3 protein-coding genes are annotated in these 2,961 nt (G+C 43.1%); all 3 read right to left on the reverse strand.

The genetic code is table 11. The features are described 5' to 3' along the window. The coding region (locus Q0Y54_RS12505) for a cache domain-containing protein (RefSeq protein ID WP_297968628.1) at positions 1-514 on the reverse strand (514 nt) is incomplete at its 3' end. 746 nt (positions 515-1,260) lie between these two features. Further along, positions 1,261-1,419 (reverse strand): rubredoxin, encoded by a 159-nt coding sequence (gene rd / locus Q0Y54_RS12510; protein ID WP_297968632.1) that lies wholly within the window; start codon positions 1,417-1,419, stop codon positions 1,261-1,263. A gap of 267 nt (positions 1,420-1,686) precedes the next feature. Continuing rightward, positions 1,687-2,808 carry a GTP pyrophosphokinase family protein gene (locus Q0Y54_RS12515; RefSeq protein ID WP_297968635.1) on the reverse strand — a complete coding sequence of 374 codons (1,122 nt, stop codon included), beginning with the start codon at positions 2,806-2,808 and terminating at the stop codon, positions 1,687-1,689. Positions 2,809-2,961 lie beyond the last annotated feature (153 nt).

Genomic DNA, 2,961 nt, shown 5'->3' on the forward strand with positions numbered 1-2,961 from the left:
GGGCAATGACCGGAGCACTTGGAGCACCCACAAACAGCATACCTATCCGCTTGCCGTTAGCGTCCTCTATTGGCTGATAGCAGGTATAATATGGAACACCTATAACATCAGCCTCCACATTGGCGGTTTCCCCCTTGCCCATTACCTGTGCCACAATATCATCATTGGCCTTGGTGCCTACCGCCCGCTGGCCATCCTTCATAACATTGGTGGACACCCGGGTATCATTATTGAATATGGTAACAGCCTCCTCCCCGGCCAGGGCATCTAATTCCGTGGAAAGACCCTCCATCAGGCTGTTGCCCTTATACAGCTTGCCAGCCCTCATATTCCACTCACCGGGATACTTAACCTCAATCAGCTGCTCCACCCGCTCAGCCACATCTGAAACCTTGCTGATATATGCATCATCAAAGCCCTTGGCCGAATTGATATAGGCGATTATCCCCAGCAATACACAGGCAACCAGCAGACACCCATCAACAAAAATTACTGCTTGTGTTTTTAATTTCATACTCGTCCCTCATTTCAGTTAATTGAACTAAAAATTTCAATTTCCATTTTCATTTTCGTTTACAGCTTTACGTATATAAAATTCGCTGTTACCTGTAAAATATCCTTTTATTGAAAATAAAATTTTTAACAAATATCCCCTTTTACTTTGTAGTTTTTCCCAAGTATTACTATTCAAATGATATTTATTCGCATTTTTTTTAGCCTATTCCCAAGGGCAGCCAAAATGAGTATAATAAAAGCACAGAGGAAATATTCAAAAAACTCTGACTCTTTTTACTATGAACACTTAGCGAGCACAAGCCTATGGCGCAGTGGGAGCTTAGTGTTCGTTGTAAGGGCGTGTGGACACCATCAGGTGTCCAGTAAGTTTACTACGAAATCTTAGCGAATCAAATCCGAAGGATGCAGAAGAGCCTTAGATTTCGTTGTAAGGGCGTAGTGCGAAGCACCATTTCGCACGAAGCTTTCTAAACCCAAAAGGGGGTGCATAGGTGAAATTCAACACTGATGATGCTATTTGGTATGAGGTTTTGTGGTAGAAGGTGATGTAATGCAGACGGCCTTTCGGAAGACGTGGAAGACAACCGATAAGCAGCCGTCAACAATTAACGTTATTCTTGCCGATTATTAACTGCCGATTTATTAACTACCGTGTTATTAACTGCCGAATTAGTATAACGTATTAAAAGCAAAAAGCAGGATTCCTGTTACAGGAGCCCTGCTTTTCTTATGCTTTACTTATGCTTAAACCTTCTCAAACATATCCTTGGTTACACCGCAAATTGGGCAAACCCAATCCTCAGGTATATCCTCAAAGGCCGTACCTGGAGCGATGCCGCTGTCCGGGTCCCCCACCTCAGGATCATAAATATAACCACATGGTCCACACTGATACTTATCCATAGCTCAACTCTCCTTTTTCAAAGCTCTGCTGGTACAGGCTATGCACCGCAGTAAATTATAACGCCATTGTTCAAATTTTTCTTCTTTAGAAGAAAAATCTTCCAATTAGCGTTTCAACGAGCTGGAAGATATGCTCGCCAGCTGTTGTAGTTTGTTTTCCTCCACCTAAAGAGGTGGGGGACATCTTAAAGCTCGTTATATGTTTCATATATTTCGCCGCAAGTACCAATTTTCCTCTTTTTTGGCAAAAATATTACTGCCCATATCCTACACATCACCCCAGATACCGGAAATCCACTTGCTTTCATTGACCAAATGAAGCTTGCGGCTGATTTCAAACAATTCATCCGTGTCGTGCTGGATTTTCTTGTTATTGCCGCAGGCCGACAGAGCCATAAAGCGTTGTACCTGTTCCCGGGTATATTTATTTTTGATAAGAATGGCCTGGCAGAGATTATTGAACAGCATATTGGTTGTAAAAAATTCCGTATTGGTTTCCCGGGCAAAATACCGGGTCAGCTTCAGCATACTGTCACTGTATTCCAAAAGGGCACCGTACAAATCCCCCAGGGTTTTAATTTCAAACCAAAACAGGTGCCGCAGATGATTGTAGGCCGGTGTTGGCAGATACTCCATCTGCAGGGCATTGCTGTACATCTCGATAAATTCAAAGTACTCATCATTTTTGGAAAGGTATTCATTTAAGGTTACCTCATCCAAAGGAAGAATTTGATATTCGCCGTGAGCGATCTGCTCAATAATACCATTCTTATATTTTTGTATGTTTTGACTGAGCTCCACAAACTGATTGTCAGCAATTTCCAACAGTCCGGCAATCCGGGAAAATTCCCGGCGAATGGTATTCGGTACACCAAAGGAGCTCTTATACCCCAAATCATGCTCTATTTCAGCCCAGGCGTGCTGCAAAACCGTTCTGATCTGGATTTCACAGCGAATTATGCACAATTCCTCATTGTAGCCGTCATCCGGCCGCAGGGAAACAATATTGTGCAGCGAAAGGTAACCGAATTGGGTGGCACTGAGGCTGGCCCGCTTGTCCACCGAGTTTTGCTCATCCACCACAAAGGTTTCCCGTAAAGCGTCGGAAATTTTATCCACAGTATCATTTAAAAAACAAATAATACGGGCACCGCATAAATCAGTAATATCATATATGGACTGATATTTACCACTTTTCCGCCTCAGCTTGTCCGCCAGGCTATCCACGGTCTTTATACGATAGCTGACCTCCATGGTGAAAAATTTATGCTTTTTAATCATCTCCGTCAGTTTATAATGAAGGATTTGCCCAAGCTCATTATAGGTTTCTATATTCTTTGAATAGGCCTGAAGTATTTCCTTCTCCCTACTCAGCAGATCACCGTACATAAATTATCCCCCAATATTTGTGACAGTACAACACACTTACTACAGTAAGCTTACTGGACACCTGACGGTGTCCACACGCCCTTACAACGAACACTAAGTTCCCACTGCGCCGTAGGCTTGTGCTCACTAAGTGTTCATAGTAAGCTTACTGGA

The sequence above is a fragment of the uncultured Anaerovibrio sp. genome (assembly GCF_947302755.1).
Classification (GTDB): domain Bacteria; phylum Bacillota; class Negativicutes; order Selenomonadales; family Selenomonadaceae; genus Anaerovibrio.

Coding starts and splice junctions, on each gene's coding strand:
- rd (WP_297968632.1), bottom strand. CDS start 1,419: ATGGATAAGTATCAGTGTGGACCATGTGGTTATATTTATGATCCTGAG.
- Q0Y54_RS12515 (WP_297968635.1), bottom strand. CDS start 2,808: ATGTACGGTGATCTGCTGAGTAGGGAGAAGGAAATACTTCAGGCCTAT.